This window comes from Bacillus sp. SG20033 (genome assembly GCF_044570195.1).
Lineage (GTDB): Bacteria > Bacillota > Bacilli > Bacillales > Bacillaceae > Bacillus > Bacillus subtilis.
Window position 1 is genome coordinate 1177977 of record NZ_CP172606.1, and the last position, 20082, is coordinate 1198058.

Sequence of the window (20082 nt, forward strand, 5' to 3'; positions counted from 1 at the left end):
TTACTTACAGTGTAGCTTTTTACCATCTTTATTGTCTACATGTTACACTTATGATTATGGTTATCCTAAGGAGGGGCACATTGTGATACAAATTGAGAATCAAACCGTTTCCGGTATTCCGTTTTTACATATTGTAAAGGAAGAGAACAGGCACCGCGCTGTTCCTCTCGTGATCTTTATACATGGTTTTACAAGCGCGAAGGAACACAACCTTCATATTGCTTATCTGCTTGCGGAGAAGGGTTTTAGAGCCGTTCTGCCGGAGGCTTTGCACCATGGGGAACGGGGAGAAGAAATGGCTGTCGAAGAGCTGGCGGGGCATTTTTGGGATATCGTCCTTAACGAGATTGAAGAGATCGGCGTACTTAAAAACCATTTTGAAAAAGAGGGCCTGATAGACGGCGGCCGCATCGGTCTCGCAGGCACGTCAATGGGCGGCATCACAACGCTTGGCGCTTTGACTGCATATGATTGGATAAAAGCCGGCGTCAGCCTGATGGGAAGCCCCAATTACGTGGAGCTGTTTCAGCAGCAGATTGACCATATTCAATCTCAGGGCATTGAAATCGATGTGCCGGAAGAGAAGGTACAGGAGCTGATGAAACGTCTCGAATTGCGGGATCTCAGCCTTCAGCCGGAGAAACTGCAACAGCGCCCGCTTTTATTTTGGCACGGCGCAAAAGATAAGGTCGTGCCTTACGCGCCGACCCGGAAATTTTATGACACGATCAAATCCCATTACAGCGAGCAGCCGGAACGCCTGCAATTTATCGGAGATGAAAACGCTGACCATAAAGTCCCGCGGGCAGCTGTGTTAAAAACGATTGAATGGTTTGAAACGTACTTATAAAGCACTAAGTTATTAACAAGAGCTGAATTTACGTTATACTGTAGAAAAAAGGAGTGAGGGAACGTGGAAGAAGCATTAAAAGAAAACATCATGGGCGCCCTGGAACAGGTTGTCGATCCTGAGCTTGGCGTTGATATCGTGAACCTTGGTTTGGTATACGATGTTGACATGGATGAAGACGGCTTAACGCACGTGACGATGACACTGACATCAATGGGATGCCCTTTAGCGCCGATTATCGTGGATGAGGTGAAAAAAGCATTAGCGGACCTTCCTGAAGTGAAAGACACAGAGGTTCACATTGTATGGAATCCGCCTTGGACTAGGGATAAAATGTCCAGATACGCAAAAATTGCGCTTGGCATTCAATAAAACAAAAGAGGACAGCCTGACATGTGAGGCTGTCCTTTTTTACAGCTGAAAGGAGTGAAAGGAAATGATGTACCTGCTGGCAGTTTTATGCCCGCCGCTTGCTGTTTTGTTTTCGGGAAAACCGTTTCAGGCCTTGCTGAATCTCATATTGACCTGTATCTTTTGGCTGCCGGGCGCGATTCACGCCTGCTTTATCGTCGCCGACCGCCGTGCCGAAAAACGGGCAAGAAGATAATTTGGAAAAATGAGGACGCAGTCATGGTATAATGGTCATAAAAAACAGCAGGGAGAGCACTATGAAAAAGAAATTGCTTGCATTCGCGCTTTGTACTGGCGCGTATGCGGCCCTGTTTGCGTACTCTGTGAACTCAGAGCAAAAAACAGCCACAAGCGAGATGACGGATGTCAGCCGCCTGATGCCTGTAAAAATAAAGCAGACAGTGAAAGGGCAGGAAGAGGAAACGCTCATTGACACAGTCAAAGAGGCAAATCGAAAAAACATAAAAATTTCAATCGCCGGGGCCCAGCACTCCATGGGCGGCCATACATATTATGAGGACGGCATCGTTCTCGACATGACGGGCTACAACAAAATCCTGTCACTCGATCAAGAGAAGAAAATCATCAGGGTGCAAAGCGGTGCAACGTGGAATGATATCCAGAAATACGTGAATCCATACGGACTCGCGGTAAAAGTCATGCAGTCACAAAACATTTTTACAATCGGCGGATCTCTCAGCGCAAATGCACACGGACGTGATATTCGCTACGGCTCGCTGATTGATACAGTCAAATCATTTCGGCTTTTAAAAGCTGACGGGACGATTATCACTGTCACTCCAAAAGATGATTTGTTTAAGGCGGTCATCGGAGGGTACGGCCTTTTTGGCGTGATTCTTGATGTAACGCTTGAGCTGACAGATGATGAGCTGTATGTCATGAAGACAGAAAAAATGAATTACAGCACATACGCAGACTATTTTTCAAAGCATGTAAAAGGAAATCCAAATGTCCGAATGCATCTGGCGCGAATTTCAACAGCGAAAAAAGGATTTCTGAAAGACATGTATGTCACAAATTACGTATTGGCTGATCATCAGGATCAACTGCCATCATACAGCGATCTCAAAGAAGATGAGTATACGGGAGCCACAAAGTTTGCACTCGGTTTGTCAAGACGGTATGAATGGGGCAGGAATTGGCTGTGGGACACACAGCAATCCTATTTCCTGAGCCAAAACGGCACAGAGATTTCACGCAATAACGTCATGCGGTCCGAATCTAAGTTTCTTGAGTATGAAAACAATGACAACACAGATGTTTTGCAAGAATACTTTGTGCCCGTGAAGGAGTATGGGTCCTATATTGATGACCTGAGACAAACGCTGTCGGACGAAGATCTGAACCTGCTGAACATTACGATCCGCTACGTGCAGAAAAATGAAAAGGCCGACCTTTCCTATGCGAAGGACGATATGTTTTCGCTCGTGCTATTAATAAACGAGGGCTTTTCAAAAGAAGACCAGGCAGATACTGCCCGAATCATCAGGCGCATGACAGACGTTGCCATCAAGCACGGCGGCAGCTATTATCTGCCTTATATGACCTACCAGACAAAAGAGCAAATGAGACAGGCATATCCGAAAAGTGAAGCGTTTTTTCAGAAAAAACGAACCTATGACCCGGATGAGCGCTTTATGAATTACTTTTATCAGAGGTATAAATAATGGGGAAAAACAAATTAAAATGGCTGACATTATCACAAAGCAGCGTGTTTTTCGCAAGCAGCTTAATCTTTCCGTTTTATATTCTGTTTGTGAAAAATATCGGCTCAAGCTACACACAGTTCGGTTTTTCCTACGGATTGTTCGGGTTGAGCGGAGCGCTCATTTACCCGCTCCTCGGACGGCTGTCTGAAAGGTTTGACAGCCGTTATTTTCTGCTTCTGAACTCGTGGGGGATGGCTGTTCTGCTTTTATATGTCCCGCATATCGGAAGCGTCGTTCAAGTGTATATCGTCCAAGTGCTGTTAGGGCTCTTTGGAGCGATGCAAAAGCATGGAGAAAAAGTGCTGATCGCTGATTTTACAGACAGCGGAGAGCGTGGAAAAAAGATTGGAAATTACCATTTTTGGACAGCTGTCTTTTCAGCAGCAGCCATTATGCTCGGGGGCTTTCTCGCTGACTTTTTTACAGTGCAAATGATTTTTTATGCAAGCTCTATTCTATATTTTTTGAGTGGATTGATGATGATGAAAACAGGCTGACGCGGTCAGCCTGTTTTTTTATACGGCTGAAAAGCGGTGCTGCATCAACGTTTTTGTGCTGGAGTTGTGCTGATTTTTTTGAGCGGAATTTCCATTGAACAGAAAATTTATAAATGAATAAAAATATTAAATATACGATTGAATTAATTTTTATTCATGTTATAATGTTAAATAATTTCACAAAGACCAAGAGGGTGAACTTGTTTTGAAAATAGGAATTGTAGGTGCTACAGGATATGGAGGCACCGAACTTGTCAGGATTCTCTCGCATCATCCTCATGCAGAGGAATGCATACTTTATTCATCTAGCGGAGAAGGGAATGTCTATAGCGAGGGTTATCCTCATCTTACCGGCTTAGCGGATCAGAAGCTGAAGCCGATTGATATGAATACGATCAAACACGAAATAGATATCATGTTTCTCGCTGCGCCGCCCGGAGTCTCAAGTGAATTGACTCCAAAGCTGGCAGATGCGGGAATTCCGGTTATTGATCTGTCAGGTGATCTGAGGATACAAGAACCGGCTGAATATGAAAAATGGTATAAACGGACAGCGGCACCGAAGGCGGTGATTCAAGAGGCGGTATACGGTCTGGCAGAACTGAATCAACAGCAAATTCAACAGGCGAAACTCATTGCCAATCCAGGCTGTTTTCCAACAGCTGTTTTGCTTGGCCTCGCGCCATTGGCTCAAAAGAAACTGCTCGATGAATCTTTTGTTATCGTTGACGCGAAGACCGGTGTTTCCGGAGCGGGAAGAAAAGCATCCATGGGAACTCATTTTTCTGAGCTGAACGACAATTTTAAAATTTATAAAGTCAATGAACATCAGCACACGCCGGAAATTGAGCAGGCGCTGAATGAATGGCAGCCAGGTCTCGGGCCCATTACATTTTCGGCTCACTTGGTTCCGATGACAAGGGGCATCATGGCGACGATGTATACCAGATTAACCTGTGATCTATCCGCAGATGGCCTGCATGATTTATATTCGGAATTTTACCAAGATTCATATTTTGTGAGAGTGAGGCCAAAAGGTCAGTACCCGCAAACGAAAGAAGTGTACGGCAGCAATTTCTGTGATATCGCCGTGACCCTCGATGAGAGAACGAACAGAGTCACGATCGTCTCGGTAATCGATAATTTAATGAAGGGTGCCGCCGGTCAGGCAGTGCAAAACTTTAATTTGATGAATGGCTGGAATGAAGAAACTGGACTCACCATCACGCCAATTTATCCATAGAACGGGAGAGAATCGAACCATGATTCAGTTAAGTGAAGATCAAATTGTAAAAGTAACAGGTGATGTATCCTCGCCAAAAGGGTTTCAGGCAAAGGGTGTGCATTGCGGGCTGCGCTACTCGAAAAAAGACCTCGGCGTCATTATCAGCGAGACACCGGCCGTGAGTGCAGCAGTTTATACCCAAAGCCACTTTCAGGCTGCTCCGATCAAAGTGACACAAGACAGCTTAAAGCACGGACCGACACTGAAAGCCGTCATCGTCAACAGCGCCATTGCCAACGCCTGCACGGGAGAACAGGGCCTAAAGGACGCATACACAATGCGGGAGAGCTTTGCTTCACAGCTTGGCATTGAGCCGGAGCTTGTCGCTGTTTCATCAACGGGTGTCATCGGCGAGCATTTAGACATGGAAAAAATCCACGCGGGGATCGAGCTGCTGAAAGAAACACCTGCGGGATCAGGCGATTTTGAGGAAGCGATTTTAACAACTGATACGGTAATCAAACAGACGTGCTATGAGCTGGCAATCGGCGGCAAAACAGTCACGATCGGCGGAGCGGCTAAAGGCTCAGGGATGATACACCCGAACATGGCCACGATGCTGGGATTTGTGACAACTGACGCGGCAATCGAAGAAAAAGCGCTGCAAAAGGCGCTTCGGGAAATCACTGACGTTTCATTTAACCAAATCACAGTTGACGGAGAAACATCCACGAACGATATGGTATTAGTTATGGCGAATGGCTGCGCCGAAAACGAGTGCCTGACAGAAGACCATCCAGACTGGCCGGTCTTTAAAAAAGCGCTCTTGCTCACTTGTGAGGATCTGGCTAAAGAGATTGCCAGAGACGGAGAAGGCGCGACAAAACTAATTGAAGCCCAAGTGCAGGGAGCGAAAAACAATCTTGATGCAAACGTCATTGCCAAAAAGATTGTTGGCTCAAATCTTGTAAAAACGGCAGTATACGGAACAGATGCCAACTGGGGGCGGATCATCGGAGCCATCGGACACTCCGCAGCACAGGTGACTGCAGAAGAAGTAGAGGTTTATCTTGGCGGCCAATGCCTGTTTAAGAATAACGAACCTCAGCCATTCTCTGAATCTATCGCCAAGGAATACCTTGAAGGAGATGAAATCACCATTGTCATCAAGATGGATGAAGGGGACGGAAACGGGAGAGCGTGGGGCTGTGACCTGACCTATGACTATATCAAAATTAACGCGAGCTATCGCACGTAATAAAGGGGAGCGAAATGAAGAAAACAATCGTTTTTAAATGCGGGGGAAGTGTCATCCGTGAGCTGTCGGAGGAATTTTTTCAAAATCTGAAAGAGCTGATGGCATCAGGCTGGAAGCTGGCGATCGTACATGGCGGGGGACCGGAAATCACAAATATGCTGAAACGGTTAAATATCAAGACAGAGTTTTCGGGCGGACAGAGGAAAACAACGAAGCCGGTGCTGGAAGTGGCGGAAATGGTTTTATCCGGTTCTGTCAATAAATTTTTCGTTGCTGAGCTTGCCAAACACGGACTGCGAGCCGCAGGCATTTCTGGTAAGGATGGAGGTCTTTTGGAGGCTGATTATCTAGATCCGGAAACATACGGAGAAGTGGGAGAAATCAAAAAAGTCGATGCGTCCATGGTGAACGCGCTGATGGAAAATGGCATCATCCCCGTTATTGCGCCGCTGTCTATGACAAGCGACTGCAAAACGCTGAATGTAAATGCTGATCTGGCTGCTTCAGCAGTCGCCGGAGCGCTTGAAGCCGATAAGCTGATGTTCGTCACGGATGTCGATGGAATCATGAAGGAAAAGCAGCGTCTGGACGTCCTGACCCCTAAGGAGATTCAGATGCTGATCAAGCAGGAAGTGATCACCGGAGGGATGATCCCGAAGGTCAATTCAGCCTTGTCAGCTTTATCAGATCAGGTGTCTGAAGTCATGATCGTAAACGGAAAAGGTTCATTCTTCGCAGAACAAACCTTTCAAGGGACAAAAATCGTCAAAGCAAAGGAGGCTGTTTCATGAGCAGTTTGTTTCAAACCTACGGCCGTTGGGATATTGACATCAAAAAAGCAAAGGGAACGTACGTTGAGGATCAAAACGGCAAAACGTACCTCGATTTCATTCAGGGGATTGCGGTATCAAATCTAGGACACTGCCATGAAGCGGTGACAGAGGCAGTCAAAAAACAGCTTGACAGCGTATGGCACGTATCAAACCTGTTTCAAAACAGTCTCCAAGAGCAATCGGCGCAGAAGCTGGCGGCGCATAGTGCAGGAGATCTTGTCTTTTTCTGCAACAGCGGCGCGGAGGCGAATGAAGGTGCGATAAAGCTTGCCAGAAAAGCAACTGGAAAAACAAAAATCATCACTTTTCTTCAGTCGTTCCATGGCCGCACGTATGCAGGGATGGCTGCGACCGGACAGGATAAAATCAAAACAGGCTTCGGCCCGATGCTTGAAGGCTTTCACTACCTGCCATACAATGATCCTTCTGCTTTTAAAGCTCTTGGGGAGGAAGGCGATATTGCCGCGGTGATGCTTGAAACAGTGCAGGGAGAAGGAGGAGTCAATCCGGCGAGTGCTGAATTTTTATCAGCCGTACAGTCGTTTTGTAAGGAAAAGCAAGCTCTTCTCATCATTGATGAAATCCAGACCGGCATCGGACGGACGGGAAAAGGCTTCGCATATGAGCACTTCGGACTCTCGCCGGATATCATCACAGTCGCCAAAGGATTGGGAAACGGCTTTCCGGTCGGCGCTGTCATCGGAAAGAAACAGCTTGGAGAAGCGTTTACCCCTGGTTCTCACGGAACGACTTTCGGAGGAAACATGCTGGCGATGGCTGCTGTGAATGCCACATTGCAAATTGTATTCCAGCCTGACTTTTTACAAGAGGCTGCTGACAAAGGAGCGTTTTTAAAAGAACAGCTTGAGGCAGAGCTAAAGAGCCCTTTTGTTAAACAAATCCGAGGTAAAGGATTAATGCTTGGAATTGAGTGTGATGGCCCGGTTGCTGACATTATTGCTGAATTGCAGACATTAGGCTTGCTTGTATTGCCGGCCGGCCCGAACGTGATTCGACTGCTGCCGCCGCTCACCGTGACTAAGGATGAAATAGCAGAAGCCGTCAGCAAGCTGAAACAGGCAATCGCTCATCATTCCGCTGTAAACCAGTGATTTTTTTTCGATATAAAGGCATAAAAATTCATTTTTATAATTAATTATTCATCAAGAGGTGGGCTGTTAGATGGAAGGTTATTTAGTGTTAGAAGATGGGACATCGTTCAGCGGCGAGCTGGACGGCCATGAAAACTGTACGGGAGAAGCTGTTTTTTTCACAGGAATGACAGGCTACCAGGAAGTGCTGACAGATCCATCATATAAGGGACAGATTATTGTATTTACCTACCCGCTGATTGGCAACTACGGCATAAATGAAAAGGATTTTGAAAGCAAGAAACCGCAAGTAAAAGCCGCAGTTGTCTATGAGGCGTGTGATCACTTTTCTCATTATGAAGCGGTATACAGCCTCAAGGAGTATTTACAGAAATGGAACATTCCGCTGTTAACCCATGTTGATACGAGGGCTGTCGTGAAGAAAATCCGGGCAAACGGGACGATGGGTGCGTCAGTTACAGCCTCTAAAGAAGGAGCTGAGATTGCCCTTCAACCAGAGAATGTGGCAGAGCAGGCTTCCGCCCAGGAAATCAGCACATTCGGTGACGGGAATAAACATATCGCTCTCATTGATTTTGGCTATAAAAAGTCAATCGCATCATCACTTGTCAAAAGAGGCTGCAAGGTTACTGTGGTGCCATACCAGCAAATGGAGACCGTATACAACATCAAACCCGATGGCATTGTGCTATCGAACGGACCTGGAGATCCGAAAGCAATCCAGCCATATTTAGGAAAGATCAAAAGCATCATCAGCCGCTTTCCGACTCTCGGCATTTGTCTCGGACATCAGCTGATCGCGCTCGCGTTCGGAGGGAATACTTTTAAGCTGCCATTCGGACACAGGGGAGCTAATCATCCGGTCATCGACCGTGAGACGAAACGGGTCTTTATGACAAGCCAAAACCACAGCTATGTGGTTGATGAACAGTCAATTAATGAAGAAGAGCTCACGATCAGGTTTCATCATGTCAATGATACGTCAGTTGAAGGGCTTGCCCATAAAAAACTGCCTGTCATGAGTGTTCAATTCCACCCGGAAGCCCATCCCGGACCTGCGGAAAGCGAATGGATTTTTGATGATTATTTAAAGAATGTGATACCAGCAAGGAGAGAAATCGCGCATGCCTAAAGACACCAGTATTTCAAGCATATTAGTAATCGGCTCAGGCCCGATCATCATCGGGCAGGCGGCAGAATTTGATTATTCAGGCACTCAAGGGTGCATCGCGCTGAAGGAGGAGGGCTACCGGGTCATTCTCGTCAACAGCAATCCGGCGACAATTATGACTGATGAAGCCTTCGCTGATGAAATTTATTTTGAGCCTCTGACAGCAGAAAGCCTGACAGCCATCATTAAGAAAGAACGGCCTGATGGGCTTCTTGCCAATTTAGGCGGTCAGACCGCGTTGAATTTAGCGGTGGAGCTTGAAGAAACGGGTGTTTTAAAGGAGCACGGCGTCAAGCTTCTCGGCACATCCGTTGAAACGATACAAAAAGGAGAAGACCGGGAAAAATTCCGTTCGTTAATGAATGAATTAAAACAGCCCGTGCCGGAGAGTGAAATTGTTGATAACGAGGCCGATGCCCTCCATTTTGCGGAATCCATCGGTTTTCCTGTTATTATCAGACCGGCTTACACATTAGGCGGAAAGGGCGGAGGAATCGCCCCTGATAAAGAAGCCTTTACAGCTATGATTAAACAGGCGCTATTAGCAAGTCCGATCAATCAATGCCTTGTCGAAAAAAGCATTGCCGGCTTTAAAGAAATTGAATATGAAGTCATGCGTGACAGCAATAACACATGCATTACCGTCTGCAATATGGAAAATATCGATCCGGTCGGCGTGCATACAGGTGACTCTATCGTTGTGGCGCCGTCACAAACATTGACAGACGAAGACTATCAAATGCTGCGGACAGCAAGTCTGACGATCATCTCAGCACTTGATGTTGTAGGCGGCTGCAACATTCAATTCGCGCTTGATCCATTCAGCAAGCAATATTACGTCATTGAAGTGAATCCGCGTGTAAGCCGGTCATCGGCTCTCGCATCTAAAGCGACCGGTTATCCGATTGCGAAGATGGCCGCGAAACTGGCAGTCGGATACACTCTTGACGAGCTGAAAAATCCGCTCACAGGCTCGACTTACGCAAGCTTTGAACCGGCACTGGACTATGTGATCGTCAAATTTCCGCGCTGGCCGTTTGATAAATTCAAAAACGCAGACCGCAAGCTTGGCACAAAAATGAAAGCCACCGGTGAAGTGATGGCGATTGAACGGAATTTAGAAGCGGCGATACAAAAGGCAGCCGCGTCACTTGAATTAAAAAATATCGGGACACACCTTCCAGAGCTCAGCGGGTTGTCAATTGATACGCTATGGGATTTGGCAATCACTCCGGATGACCGCAGATTTTTCGTTGTCATGGAGCTGTTGAGCCGCAGCGTCTCGATTGATGACATCCATGAAAAAACAAAAATTGATCCGTTTTTCCTTCATACCTTTGACAACATCATCAAATTGGAAAACCGCCTGATGGAAGCAGGGAGCGATCTCTCTTTCGAATTATTGAAGAAAGCAAAGGAAAAGGGATTCTCAGACGCAACGATTGCCTCGCTGATCAGCAAAACAGAAGAAGAGGTGCGCGCGCTTCGCAAGGAGATGGGCATTACGCCTTCCTTTAAAATCGTAGATACATGCGCGGCAGAGTTTGATGCGAAAACAAACTATTTTTACTCCACATATTTCGGAGAGACCGATGGAGACATCAGTCGCAAAGAGAAAAAACGCGCGCTCATTATCGGATCAGGCCCGATTCGGATCGGCCAAGGCGTTGAATTTGATTATAGTGCTGTTCACGGTGTGCTGACACTGCAAGAGCTTGGGTTCGAAACCATCATGATTAACAATAACCCGGAAACGGTCAGCACAGATTATGAAATTGCGGATCGCCTGTATTTTGAACCGATGACAACGGAGCATATTGTAAACGTGGCGGAGCAGGAAAATATTGATTTTGCAATTGTGCAATTCGGCGGCCAAACTGCAATCAATGCTGCTGAAGCGCTCGAAAAAGCCGGCATTACTCTTCTTGGCACATCATTTCAAACGCTCGACGTGCTAGAGGATCGGGATCAATTCTATCAGCTTCTTGACGAGCTGGGATTGAAGCACGCAAAAGGAGAAATTGCTTATACAAAAGAAGAAGCCGCTTCAAAAGCGAGTGAGATCGGCTATCCGGTGTTAATCCGCCCATCTTACGTTATCGGCGGAATGGGCATGATCATTGTTGACTCGCAAGACCAGCTTACTCAGCTGCTGAATGATGAGGACAGCATGCCATACCCGATTTTGATTGATCAGTATGTGTCTGGAAAGGAAGTCGAAATTGATTTGATTTCCGACGGCGAGGATGTCTTTATCCCGACATATACCGAGCATATTGAACGGGCAGGTGTCCATTCAGGGGACAGCTTTGCCATTCTTCCCGGACCGTCCATCACGAGCGGGCTGCAGCAGGGCATGAAAGATGCGGCACAAAAAATTGCCCGAAAACTTTCATTTAAAGGCATCATGAACATTCAATTTGTGATCGACAATGGAAACATACTCGTTCTTGAAGTGAATCCGAGAGCGAGCCGCACGGTTCCAGTCGTCAGCAAAGTAATGGGCGTTCCGATGATTCCGCTCGCCACACGTCTGCTGGCGGGAGCGTCCTTAAAAGATATAAATCCGGCAGTTCAAAATCATCATGGAGTTGCAGTGAAGTTCCCTGTTTTTTCTTCTCATGCGATCCAGGATGTGGATGTCAAGCTTGGGCCGGAAATGAAATCAACGGGAGAAGGCATGTGTGTCGCATATGATTCTAACAGCGCCTTGAAAAAAATCTATACAAGAGTCTGGAGTCAAAAAGGAAGCATTTATTTGCAAAACGTTCCGGAAGATGTGAAGGAGTTAGCAGAAAACGCAGGTTTTACAATTCATGAAGGGACATTTGCCTCATGGATGGAACAGGAAGGAAAATCGCTCCACATCAATCTGAGCGGTTCTGAAGAAGCACGCAAAGAACGTTTGGAAGCCATGACGCACGGCATCCCCGTCTTTACAGAAGAAGAAACCGTGCGGGCGTTTTTACAAAGCGGTTCAGGCCATCCGCAGCCTGTATCTCTCAAAGACCTCTATAAAAAGGAAGTGGCAACATGCACACAGTGACGCAAACCAGTTTATACGGAAAAGATTTATTAACGTTAAAGGACCTTAGTGAAGAGGATATAAACGCCTTGCTCGCAGAAGCCGGTGAGCTGAAACAAAACAAAATTCAGCCTATATTCCATGGCAAAACCTTGGCGATGATTTTTGAAAAATCATCAACGCGGACACGTGTTTCATTTGAAGCGGGCATGGCGCAGCTTGGCGGGAACGCCCTCTTTCTAAGCCAGAAAGATCTGCAGCTGGGGCGCGGTGAGACTGTCGCTGATACGGCAAAAGTGCTGTCAGGCTATGTGGATGCCATCATGATCCGGACCTTTGAACATGAAAAGGTGGAGGAACTTGCCAAAGAAGCTGACATTCCGGTGATCAATGGACTTACCGATAAATACCACCCATGCCAGGCGCTGGCGGATCTCTTGACGATTAAGGAGATAAAAGGGAAGCTTAAAGGCGTAAAAGTCGCATACATCGGTGACGGAAATAACGTGGCGCACTCCTTGATGATCGGCTGCGCGAAAATGGGCTGTGATATCTCAATCGCTTCGCCAAAAGGATATGAAGTGTTAGATGAAGCAGCTGAAGCGGCAAAAACATATGCACTTCAATCCGGCTCTTCTATCACGCTGACAGATGATCCGATTGAAGCTGTAAAAGACGCGGACGTGATTTATTCTGATGTGTTTACAAGCATGGGGCAGGAAGCGGAAGAGCAAGAACGTCTTGCTGTCTTTGCGCCTTATCAGGTGAATGCGGCGCTAGTCAGCCATGCCAAGCCTGACTATACATTTTTACATTGTCTCCCTGCGCATCGCGAGGAAGAAGTGACTGCGGAGATTATTGACGGGCCGAACTCTGCAGTGTTCCAGCAGGCGGAAAACCGTCTTCATGTGCAAAAAGCACTGCTGAAGGCCATTTTATACAAAGGGGAATCATCAAAAAACTGCTGAGCCAAACTCAGCAGTTTTTTTGATGGCAACATATTCACAGCCGCTTAGGCGCATACTACAGCAAAAAGGAAAAGGAGGAAAAACAGTGGGACAGCAGCACCAATTCCGGCCCGGACAGAAAGCGCCTAATAACGGTGTCTACGTAGAAATCGGCGAGACAGGGAGCATGGTTAAAAACCCTCAAAAGGTCCATCTGTCAGCAGGGGAAATGTTCCCCGAAACATCAAACCACAACCGGCTGTGGACCTACAAAAGAAAGCCGTGACCACAAAAAAACCCAAAACAATAAATGTTTTGGGTTTTTTGGCTTTTTAATGCTGGCTTGCATTTTTGTTCATAGGCATGATTTCTGCTAAAACCATGATTAAGACATACAGTACAACAGCAATGACAGATGATGTTTTGAAATTATACGTAACGCTGTTCATGCTTGCAACCAAGTAGCATGCCATATGTGATAAAAGGAACGTCCAAATAAAGGCAATAATATATCGCACGTTTCCACCTCGTCCTTCTCATTCTATTCTAAAAGTTATCATACCATACAAAAAGCGAAGGGGGAATCCAATTTTAGCAGAAAGTGAGGTGACAAAAGAGTCTGATTCGTCACACTTTAATGGTAAAATATAAAAAACGTCAATCAGTATAATAGCCAAAAATGTAAAAGGCTAGGACTTTACCTTATTCGTTTCTTTTCTATTTACATAAGATAGCGTGAGATGAAGTGTGAAAGGAGGCGGGCAAGCGATGGGAATAACGGAAAGATACTTTCAACTGGGAACGGAGCATAATGTCATTCATCTGCCCTATCGCCCGAACGGCTTCGGCATCTTTATCTTGGGGGACAGAACCCACTTTGTCGGACATGATTCAAGCTTTTGGCAGCAGCATTACGGCAGAAATCAGCTTCTGAGCATGTTGATGAATGAAGGATATACTCTTTTTAACAGCAATCTGTTCGGAAGGCATTGGGGGGCGGAAAAAGCAGTCACCTATGCCAAACAGCTGATACATTCTGTGCTGAAGCAGGAAATCCTCAATCCGAAGATTCATATTTTAGCAGAAGGCATGGGTGCTCTCGTGGCCGATGAACTGCTTCGTTTTTCCCCGGATCATATCCGCTCAGCCGCAATGTTGAATCCTTGTCTCGATCTTCAGGCACATTATGAATCGGAAAAAGAAAATAAATTTTTCTATAAGCAATTTTTGAAAGAAGTATCGAAAAGCTACGGAATTTCTGAAAAAGAAGCGGAAGCGCTTCGTTATAAAACAATTCAAAGCTACCCGAGCGGCGTACCGGTTCATATATGGCAGCGTATGACCGGAGCTCCATATCCCTACAGCGTACATGCGGAAGTTTTCAAGGAAAAACAGCAAAAGCAAGGCTCACCGGTCGACATGACATTTCATTTATTTGAGCATCCAAGCAGAATTTATGCATCAATTTGCAAATTCTTTCACAGTCATGAAAAAGAATTATAGAGAATATAATGACAACAGCCTTCTCTTTGCGGAGGCTGTTTTGTTTTGGGAAATGAAAAACCGGAAGGGCGGCAGATGCAATGGAATCAACGCTGATTGTAGGTGCGGACGAATTTTTCGGCCTTTCATTATGTGAACGAATGATGGATGAAGGCATACATGTTGACGTTGTTCTGGCGGAAACAGAAGATAAAATGAGACAAATGTACTTAGAAGAAAGACTCATGTGGCTTGGGAGAAATGAACTCTTTCGCCAGCTTGAACACATTGGAGACCAAAATTATGATACAATTTGTATCCAGTTCGGAAGTTTTTTGCCTTTAGACCAATATGATTCTCCTTATATTTTAGTATATGAAGAAGACCGAAAAGAATGGGATAAACGTGAAAAAACAGGCTCGGAAAAAACCGTGATCCTGCCGAAAATGTACGGGCCATGGAAAGAAGAAACAGAGGAAGACGGCTATTACACAAACGACGTGGCTGACGAGTTGCTGAGATTCCTGTTAGAACCAAGCCGTCATAGCAAAGATCAGCTTTTTGAATTGCAAGTCACAGAGAAAACCTCAAAAGAAGAAGCAAAAACAAAAATTATCGAGTGGAAAAGACAATTTTCATCAATTTTCGACAAATATTAAGAAAAACCTTCCATGTTTCGAGTTTTCTAGATACAATAAACGTATAAAAATAATACATGTTATAGCTTGTCAAAAGGAGTTGAACATGACTTGATCACAAGGCTTGTCATGATCTTTTCTGTCCTCCTTTTATTGAGTGGATGTGGACAAACTCCGTTCAAAGGAAAAATTGAGAAGGTCGGCATGCTCTTTCCTGATACGATTAATGACCTCGTATGGGGCACAAAAGGGTATAAAGGATTACTGAATATACAATCCAAATACAATGTGGACGTCTATTATAAAGAAGGCGTTAAAACAGAAGAAGATATCATAAATGCGATTGAGGATTTTCATAAGAGGGGCGTCAATCTGCTCTACGGCCATGGGAGTGAATATGCTGAGGTGTTTAACTTGGTCGGCGAAGATTATCCAGATATGGAATTCGTCATTTCCAATGCGAAAGCGAAAGCTGATAATGTAACGAGTGTCCATTTTAGCGGGGAAGCAATGGGCTTCTTTGGAGGAATGACTGCTGCCCATATGTCGAAAACGAATCAGGTCGGTGTAATTGCTTCCTTTACGTGGCAGCCTGAGGTTGACGGTTTTATCAAAGGGGCCAAGTATGAAAATCCGGATATAGAGGTAAATACGAAATATACGGATCATTGGGATGATGATACAACAGCAGTAAAGCTTTATCAGAAAATGAAGAACGAAGGCGCGGATGTTGTGTATCCCGCCGGAGACGGGTATAATGTTCCTGTTATTCAGCAAATCAAAAAAGACGGTCTTTATGCCATTGGCTACGTCACAGATCAATCGGATCTGGGCGAGAATACCGTATTAACCAGCACGGTGCAAAATGTGGACAAGGCCTATGAAATCATTGCTGAACAATTTAATAAAGGCACCCTTGAGGGCGGCGATCATTACTACGACCTGAATACGGGAGTCGTTGAGATGGGAACATTCAGCCCGCTCGTCGACAAAGACTTTCAGCAAAGAATCGCCAAGCTGATCAAAACATACAACAAAACAGGCGAGCTGCCAAAAAACGAATAATGGAGTGACGTCACATGCAGCACGAAAAATCACTTGAATTCTTGCAAATTGCCATGAAATATCTCCCTGAAGCGAAAGAACAGCTTGAGAAATCAGGCATTGAGCTCTCAATGGAGGCCATCCAGCCGTTTATGAATCTATTTACAACGGTAATGGCGGAAGCTTATGAGCTTGGCAAGTCTGACGCTAAATCTGAAACAGAATAAGAAGAAGCCACTTTTTTGAAAGTGGCTTTTCACATGATTTTCTTTTTAATAGCGGAGAGCATGGGCGCAAGCTCCTTTAAAGCGGGCTTGATTTGATCAAGAGAGTTCATAATTGAACCGATTTGGTCCATAATATGCATGTAATTAATCGTCTCTTCGTCGTTTGTCTGAGAAACCTGAGAAACCTCCTCTTGCTGTTCCTCCTTCTCTTCTGTTGGTTTTGCTGCATCGCCGAACATCATTCTTGAAAACACATCCAACTGCATACGCCTCCTTTCCATATACCATACTCTATGAGTAAGATGAACTGATAGTTTAGACGAATATATTGCCATGTGAAAAAAAATAGGATAGAATTAGTACCTGATACTAATAATTGATCACAACCTGATTGATCTTCTAAATTTAAGATATAAAGGAGTCTTCCCTTATGAAAGCTGGAATACTTGGTGTTGGACGTTACATTCCTGAGAAGGTTTTAACAAATCATGATCTTGAAAAAATGGTTGAAACTTCTGACGAGTGGATTCGTACAAGAACAGGAATAGAAGAAAGAAGAATCGCAGCAGATGATGTGTTTTCATCACATATGGCTGTTGCAGCAGCGAAAAATGCGCTGGAACAAGCTGAAGTGGCTGCTGAGGATCTGGATATGATCTTGGTTGCAACTGTTACACCTGATCAGTCATTTCCTACGGTCTCTTGTATGATTCAAGAACAGCTCGGCGCGAAGAAAGCGTGTGCTATGGATATCAGCGCGGCTTGTGCGGGCTTCATGTACGGGGTTGTAACCGGTAAACAATTTATTGAATCCGGAACCTACAAGCATGTTCTAGTTGTCGGTGTAGAGAAGCTCTCAAGCATTACCGATTGGGAAGACCGCAATACAGCCGTTCTGTTTGGAGACGGAGCAGGCGCTGCGGTAGTCGGGCCAGTCAGTGATGACAGAGGAATCCTTTCATTTGAACTAGGAGCCGACGGCACAGGCGGTCAGCACTTGTATCTGAATGAAAAACGACATACAATCATGAATGGACGAGAAGTTTTCAAATTTGCAGTCCGTCAAATGGGAGAATCATGCGTAAATGTCATTGAAAAAGCCGGACTTTCAAAAGAGGATGTCGACTTTTTGATTCCGCATCAGGCGAACATCCGTATCATGGAAGCTGCTCGCGAGCGTTTAGAGCTTCCTGTCGAAAAGATGTCTAAAACTGTTCATAAATATGGAAATACTTCTGCCGCATCAATTCCGATCTCTCTTGTAGAAGAATTGGAAGCCGGTAAAATCAAAGACGGCGATGTGGTCGTTATGGTAGGGTTCGGCGGAGGACTAACATGGGGCGCCATTGCAATCCGCTGGGGCCGATAAAAAAAGGTGAGGTGCACACAAGATGACTAAAAAAAGAGTAGTTGTTACAGGACTTGGAGCATTATCTCCACTTGGCAACGACGTCGATACAAGTTGGAATAACGCAATCAACGGTGTGTCCGGAATCGGTCCGATCACTCGTGTTGACGCTGAAGAATATCCGGCAAAAGTTGCCGCTGAATTAAAAGATTTTAATGTTGAAGATTATATGGATAAAAAAGAAGCCAGAAAAATGGACCGCTTTACACAATATGCGGTTGTGGCTGCGAAAATGGCGGTTGAAGACGCAGATCTTAACATTACCGATGAGATCGCACCGAGAGTCGGTGTTTGGGTAGGCTCCGGTATCGGAGGACTTGAAACACTAGAGTCTCAATTTGAAATCTTCTTAACAAAAGGCCCAAGACGGGTAAGCCCGTTTTTCGTGCCAATGATGATTCCTGACATGGCGACAGGCCAGATTTCTATTGCATTAGGAGCAAAAGGGGTGAACTCTTGTACGGTTACAGCATGTGCTACAGGAACGAACTCCATCGGTGACGCGTTTAAGGTTATTCAGCGCGGTGATGCAGACGTGATGGTCACAGGCGGAACAGAAGCGCCGCTGACAAGAATGTCATTCGCCGGCTTTAGTGCCAACAAAGCGCTGTCTACTAATCCAGATCCGAAAACAGCGAGCCGCCCGTTCGATAAAAACCGTGATGGCTTTGTCATGGGGGAAGGTGCAGGGATTATCGTTCTTGAAGAACTTGAACATGCCCTGGCCCGCGGCGCTAAAATTTACGGAGAAATTGTCGGCTACGGTTCAACCGGAGACGCTTATCATATCACAGCGCCGGCCCAAGACGGTGAAGGCGGAGCGAGAGCGATGCAAGAAGCCATTAAAGATGCAGGCATTGCACCTGAAGAAATTGATTACATCAATGCTCACGGGACAAGCACATATTACAACGACAAATACGAAACAATGGCGATTAAGACCGTTTTTGGCGAGCATGCGCATAAACTTGCGGTAAGCTCTACAAAATCGATGACAGGCCACCTCTTAGGAGCAGCCGGCGGTATTGAAGCCATTTTCTCTATCCTGGCCATTAAAGAAGGCGTGATTCCGCCGACAATCAATATTCAAACGCCTGACGAAGAATGCGATTTGGATTATGTGCCTGATGAAGCCCGCAGACAGGAACTTAATTATGTTCTCAGCAACTCATTAGGATTCGGCGGACACAACGCAACATTAATCTTTAAGAAATATCAATCATAATCAAGCCAAACCGGCTGCCCTTAAAGGGTAGCCGGTTTTTTTTGTGTGCATAGGATTAAAAGAGGAGGCGATCACATGAGTGTAGAACAAACATATAGCTGGCTCAGGAAGGCTGATTCAATAGATGATTTGGCGCATTACATTATCCCGCTTTTTTCAGGTGCGGAGAAAAAGAACTGGAAAGGCATTCTGGGACACCTTCAGCATCATGGGATGTTTAAAAACATAAAAGAGGGTATTCAGACTGTTTCCAAGCTGAAGGAAAAAGGTTTTTACGGACATATCCAAAAGGAAGAACAGTACCTCAAAAACAAATGGCAAGGTCCTGATGTACCAATTGTCACGCTGCCGGTTGATGAACGAAACAGGAGAATCCGTTTAGAATTCGGATCAAAATCAGGACTCGCCTTTCAAGACAAAATGTTCCTTTTTCTTTCGTCAGATTTAGATTTTGGGTCGGTATCTGCCCTTATGACGCATGAGTATCATCACGTTTGCCGGTTAGGTCATCTGACAAAAGAGGAAAAGGATGTCACATTACTTGATACAATCATCATGGAAGGGCTGGCGGAATATGCTGTTTATGAGAGGTTCGGCCGAAGTCAAACGGCTGAGTGGACGACTTGGTATACACCGGAGCAGCTTCAGGCTTTATATGAAAAAAAGATTGCGCCCCATCGGAATATCAAACGGGATAATCGATTATTTCCCCAGCTGTTATTCGGCAAAGGATATCAGCCAAAAATGCTTGGATACGCAGTTGGATTCAATATTGTAAAAAAATATTTAACCGTCAGCAAGGCAAGCGCCGCAGACGGGCTGTCCATTCCTGCTGAAACCTTTTTGGATGCAATGCTTTAAAAGGATAAAATAATGGAATTTCATTAATAATATTACATTTATCCTAAAAAATTCTTGATTTTGCAAAATGATTGTAATAATATACAACTATAAAATTTTTAGATAATTCAATATTATTTATTATTTCTGAATAAAAGA

Annotated in this window: 22 protein-coding genes; 20 read left to right on the forward strand and 2 right to left on the reverse strand. The window is 45.2% G+C overall.

Translation table 11 applies throughout. The features are described 5' to 3' along the window. Positions 1–82: 82 nt before the first annotated feature. The 13 genes from ACFVP7_RS06090 to ACFVP7_RS06150 all read left to right on the forward strand — a co-directional run bounded on the left by ACFVP7_RS06090 (position 83) and on the right by ACFVP7_RS06150 (position 13345). The gene (locus tag ACFVP7_RS06090; protein ID WP_046380924.1) at positions 83–850 is read left to right on the forward strand and encodes a prolyl oligopeptidase family serine peptidase; all 768 of its coding nucleotides are present in this window, start codon (positions 83–85) and stop codon (positions 848–850) included. A gap of 63 nt (positions 851–913) precedes the next feature. Beyond that, complete coding sequence (locus tag ACFVP7_RS06095) at positions 914–1222, forward strand: metal-sulfur cluster assembly factor (RefSeq protein ID WP_014479422.1); 309 nt, start codon at positions 914–916, stop codon at positions 1220–1222. 64 nt (positions 1223–1286) lie between these two features. After that, positions 1287–1457, forward strand: coding sequence for a YqaE/Pmp3 family membrane protein (locus tag ACFVP7_RS06100; RefSeq protein ID WP_003232996.1), 171 nt, complete (start codon positions 1287–1289; stop codon positions 1455–1457). Between the two features lie 61 nt (positions 1458–1518). Next, positions 1519–2949 carry an FAD-binding oxidoreductase gene (locus tag ACFVP7_RS06105; RefSeq protein WP_338733185.1) on the forward strand — a complete coding sequence of 477 codons (1431 nt, stop codon included), beginning with the start codon at positions 1519–1521 and terminating at the stop codon, positions 2947–2949. Then, positions 2949–3488, forward strand: a complete 540-nt coding sequence (locus tag ACFVP7_RS06110; protein WP_214286525.1) for an MFS transporter — start codon at positions 2949–2951, stop codon at positions 3486–3488. The genes ACFVP7_RS06105 and ACFVP7_RS06110 overlap by 1 nt, the downstream gene beginning before the upstream one ends. A 205-nt stretch (positions 3489–3693) precedes the next feature. Then, positions 3694–4731 carry an N-acetyl-gamma-glutamyl-phosphate reductase gene (gene argC, locus ACFVP7_RS06115; protein ID WP_185184217.1) on the forward strand — a complete coding sequence of 346 codons (1038 nt, stop codon included), beginning with the start codon at positions 3694–3696 and terminating at the stop codon, positions 4729–4731. Positions 4732–4750: 19 nt separating this feature from the next. Continuing rightward, positions 4751–5971: a bifunctional ornithine acetyltransferase/N-acetylglutamate synthase gene (argJ, locus tag ACFVP7_RS06120; protein WP_024571947.1), complete on the forward strand. Its 1221-nt coding sequence runs from the start codon at positions 4751–4753 to the stop codon at positions 5969–5971. A gap of 14 nt (positions 5972–5985) precedes the next feature. Next, a complete protein-coding gene (argB, locus tag ACFVP7_RS06125) occupies positions 5986–6762 on the forward strand; it encodes an acetylglutamate kinase (protein ID WP_014476417.1) in 777 nt (258 codons plus the stop codon). Then, positions 6759–7916, forward strand: a complete 1158-nt coding sequence (locus ACFVP7_RS06130; RefSeq protein WP_338733195.1) for an acetylornithine transaminase — start codon at positions 6759–6761, stop codon at positions 7914–7916. Before argB ends, ACFVP7_RS06130 begins: the two co-directional genes overlap by 4 nt. A gap of 70 nt (positions 7917–7986) precedes the next feature. Continuing rightward, on the forward strand, positions 7987–9048 hold the full coding sequence (locus ACFVP7_RS06135) for a carbamoyl phosphate synthase small subunit (RefSeq protein WP_151870294.1): 1062 nt from the start codon (positions 7987–7989) through the stop codon (positions 9046–9048). After that, entirely contained in the window at positions 9041–12133 is a 3093-nt protein-coding gene (locus ACFVP7_RS06140; RefSeq protein WP_151870293.1) for a carbamoyl phosphate synthase large subunit, read from the forward strand. Before ACFVP7_RS06135 ends, ACFVP7_RS06140 begins: the two co-directional genes overlap by 8 nt. After that, the gene (gene argF / locus ACFVP7_RS06145) at positions 12121–13080 is read left to right on the forward strand and encodes an ornithine carbamoyltransferase (protein WP_032721338.1); all 960 of its coding nucleotides are present in this window, start codon (positions 12121–12123) and stop codon (positions 13078–13080) included. Before ACFVP7_RS06140 ends, argF begins: the two co-directional genes overlap by 13 nt. 85 nt (positions 13081–13165) lie before the next feature. Beyond that, on the forward strand, positions 13166–13345 hold the full coding sequence (locus tag ACFVP7_RS06150) for a YjzC family protein (RefSeq protein WP_003245356.1): 180 nt from the start codon (positions 13166–13168) through the stop codon (positions 13343–13345). Between the two features lie 46 nt (positions 13346–13391). On the opposite strand, the gene ACFVP7_RS06155 is transcribed toward ACFVP7_RS06150, so the two are convergent. Then, positions 13392–13577 (reverse strand): YjzD family protein, encoded by a 186-nt coding sequence (locus ACFVP7_RS06155; protein WP_003245236.1) that lies wholly within the window; start codon positions 13575–13577, stop codon positions 13392–13394. Positions 13578–13827: 250 nt separating this feature from the next. Between ACFVP7_RS06155 and ACFVP7_RS06160 the strand changes: the two genes are divergently transcribed. The 4 genes from ACFVP7_RS06160 to comZ all read left to right on the forward strand — a co-directional run bounded on the left by ACFVP7_RS06160 (position 13828) and on the right by comZ (position 16450). After that, complete coding sequence (locus tag ACFVP7_RS06160) at positions 13828–14562, forward strand: hypothetical protein (RefSeq protein WP_032721340.1); 735 nt, start codon at positions 13828–13830, stop codon at positions 14560–14562. An 80-nt stretch (positions 14563–14642) separates the two neighbouring features. Then, entirely contained in the window at positions 14643–15200 is a 558-nt protein-coding gene (locus tag ACFVP7_RS06165; RefSeq protein ID WP_003232974.1) for a hypothetical protein, read from the forward strand. 90 nt (positions 15201–15290) lie between these two features. Next, positions 15291–16244 carry a transcriptional regulator Med gene (gene med, locus ACFVP7_RS06170; RefSeq protein WP_014476425.1) on the forward strand — a complete coding sequence of 318 codons (954 nt, stop codon included), beginning with the start codon at positions 15291–15293 and terminating at the stop codon, positions 16242–16244. A 14-nt stretch (positions 16245–16258) separates the two neighbouring features. Further along, a complete protein-coding gene (comZ, locus tag ACFVP7_RS06175) occupies positions 16259–16450 on the forward strand; it encodes a ComG operon transcriptional repressor ComZ (protein ID WP_003224559.1) in 192 nt (63 codons plus the stop codon). A 29-nt stretch (positions 16451–16479) separates the two neighbouring features. Here comZ and yjzB read toward each other — a convergent pair whose 3' ends face one another. Beyond that, complete coding sequence (gene yjzB / locus ACFVP7_RS06180) at positions 16480–16716, reverse strand: spore coat protein YjzB (protein WP_015383342.1); 237 nt, start codon at positions 16714–16716, stop codon at positions 16480–16482. A 164-nt stretch (positions 16717–16880) separates the two neighbouring features. Between yjzB and fabH the strand changes: the two genes are divergently transcribed. The 3 genes from fabH (at position 16881) to ACFVP7_RS06195 (ending at position 19944) form a co-directional block, all read left to right on the forward strand. Further along, complete coding sequence (gene fabH / locus ACFVP7_RS06185) at positions 16881–17819, forward strand: beta-ketoacyl-ACP synthase III (RefSeq protein ID WP_003232971.1); 939 nt, start codon at positions 16881–16883, stop codon at positions 17817–17819. 22 nt (positions 17820–17841) lie between these two features. After that, a complete protein-coding gene (gene fabF / locus ACFVP7_RS06190) occupies positions 17842–19083 on the forward strand; it encodes a beta-ketoacyl-ACP synthase II (protein WP_003244890.1) in 1242 nt (413 codons plus the stop codon). Positions 19084–19158: 75 nt separating this feature from the next. Beyond that, the gene (locus ACFVP7_RS06195) at positions 19159–19944 is read left to right on the forward strand and encodes a DUF2268 domain-containing protein (RefSeq protein ID WP_212129612.1); all 786 of its coding nucleotides are present in this window, start codon (positions 19159–19161) and stop codon (positions 19942–19944) included. Positions 19945–20082 lie beyond the last annotated feature (138 nt).

Coding starts and splice junctions, on each gene's coding strand:
- ACFVP7_RS06140 (WP_151870293.1), top strand. CDS start 9,041: ATGCCTAAAGACACCAGTATTTCAAGCATATTAGTAATCGGCTCAGGC.
- ACFVP7_RS06130 (WP_338733195.1), top strand. CDS start 6,759: ATGAGCAGTTTGTTTCAAACCTACGGCCGTTGGGATATTGACATCAAA.
- argJ (WP_024571947.1), top strand. CDS start 4,751: ATGATTCAGTTAAGTGAAGATCAAATTGTAAAAGTAACAGGTGATGTA.
- argF (WP_032721338.1), top strand. CDS start 12,121: ATGCACACAGTGACGCAAACCAGTTTATACGGAAAAGATTTATTAACG.
- ACFVP7_RS06110 (WP_214286525.1), top strand. CDS start 2,949: ATGGGGAAAAACAAATTAAAATGGCTGACATTATCACAAAGCAGCGTG.
- fabF (WP_003244890.1), top strand. CDS start 17,842: ATGACTAAAAAAAGAGTAGTTGTTACAGGACTTGGAGCATTATCTCCA.
- ACFVP7_RS06195 (WP_212129612.1), top strand. CDS start 19,159: ATGAGTGTAGAACAAACATATAGCTGGCTCAGGAAGGCTGATTCAATA.
- ACFVP7_RS06135 (WP_151870294.1), top strand. CDS start 7,987: ATGGAAGGTTATTTAGTGTTAGAAGATGGGACATCGTTCAGCGGCGAG.
- fabH (WP_003232971.1), top strand. CDS start 16,881: ATGAAAGCTGGAATACTTGGTGTTGGACGTTACATTCCTGAGAAGGTT.
- yjzB (WP_015383342.1), bottom strand. CDS start 16,716: ATGCAGTTGGATGTGTTTTCAAGAATGATGTTCGGCGATGCAGCAAAA.
- ACFVP7_RS06105 (WP_338733185.1), top strand. CDS start 1,519: ATGAAAAAGAAATTGCTTGCATTCGCGCTTTGTACTGGCGCGTATGCG.
- argB (WP_014476417.1), top strand. CDS start 5,986: ATGAAGAAAACAATCGTTTTTAAATGCGGGGGAAGTGTCATCCGTGAG.
- ACFVP7_RS06160 (WP_032721340.1), top strand. CDS start 13,828: ATGGGAATAACGGAAAGATACTTTCAACTGGGAACGGAGCATAATGTC.
- comZ (WP_003224559.1), top strand. CDS start 16,259: ATGCAGCACGAAAAATCACTTGAATTCTTGCAAATTGCCATGAAATAT.
- ACFVP7_RS06100 (WP_003232996.1), top strand. CDS start 1,287: ATGATGTACCTGCTGGCAGTTTTATGCCCGCCGCTTGCTGTTTTGTTT.
- ACFVP7_RS06165 (WP_003232974.1), top strand. CDS start 14,643: ATGGAATCAACGCTGATTGTAGGTGCGGACGAATTTTTCGGCCTTTCA.